This window comes from Synechococcus sp. R55.2, from assembly GCF_047462075.1.
In the GTDB taxonomy this organism is placed as follows: Bacteria; Cyanobacteriota; Cyanobacteriia; order Thermostichales; family Thermostichaceae; genus Thermostichus.
This window is the reverse complement of the sequence record NZ_JANSIH010000178.1, coordinates 1-798: the sequence shown is the minus strand read 5'-3', so window position 1 is coordinate 798 and position 798 is coordinate 1. Positions and strand designations below refer to the sequence as shown.

The 798-nt window shown below is 56.8% G+C and carries 1 protein-coding gene and 1 pseudogene; both read right to left on the bottom strand.

What is annotated here, in order from left to right; translation table 11 throughout:
* Nucleotides 1-258: 258 nt before the first annotated feature.
* Nucleotides 259-415: pseudogene (locus NW838_RS06255) on the bottom strand (RNA-guided endonuclease TnpB family protein); the annotation flags it as partial.
* 94 nt (nucleotides 416-509) lie between these two features.
* Nucleotides 510-798 (bottom strand): ABC transporter permease subunit (locus NW838_RS06250; protein WP_414427712.1); only part of this gene is annotated, 289 nt, incomplete at its 5' end.

The window sequence follows — 798 nt, the reverse complement described above, 5'->3', positions numbered from 1 at the left end:
CCCGACACTGACCCTACGGGTACAGTGCGGGGCTCCTGCAATTTCTAGCTGACGAACAGCTTTAAGTTGCATCGCTTCCTAACTTCCCTCTTCCCCTGGGAGTGGTCGCGGAAGCAGCGCGGAACGCTTGGGGAGTGTCCCAATCCAGTTTGGAATGGCTATGGCTTGCATGGCGAAGCCATACACTGTTGCCCAGGGCTGCAGCGATTGCATCCTGCTCGTTGCCAAACAGAATGGCAGTATCCCGCAAAGCTCTGATCTGACGCTGCGAAACTTCGGGTCTTTGCTCTCTCGAAAGGCCAACCCTGCCTCTTGAATGGCATTCCGCTTGAGGTGGCAGGGATCCTCTCTCACCCACTGCGGCAGGTCAGTGCAGGATGATGTCCCCCAGCTTTCTGGCTGTTTTTGGAGCCCCCTGCTATCGCGAACGGCACAGCCGGTCTTTGTGGGCAACCACAAACGTATGCAAGCAGACACCAAAGTAATGGCCGGATTAGAGTCAGGCTCCTCTAGCGGGCCAGGTACCGTTCCAAGCGTCCCTGGAAAAATGACAAGATCAACGTCAGCAGCCAGTACCACAGCGCTGCCACCACCAAAGCCTCGAAGAAGTGCTGGCGCGGCAAACCTGCCTGTCGAGCCCGGCCCATCAACTCCTGCAAAGCAATGGCACTGGCCAGGGCAGTGTCTTTCTGCATGGCGATGAATTGATTGCCAATGTCGGGTAGGACAATTCGGAAAGCTTGCGGCAAAATGATGCACCACAGGGTTTGCCAGGGCTTAAGCCCCAGGGCATAGGCA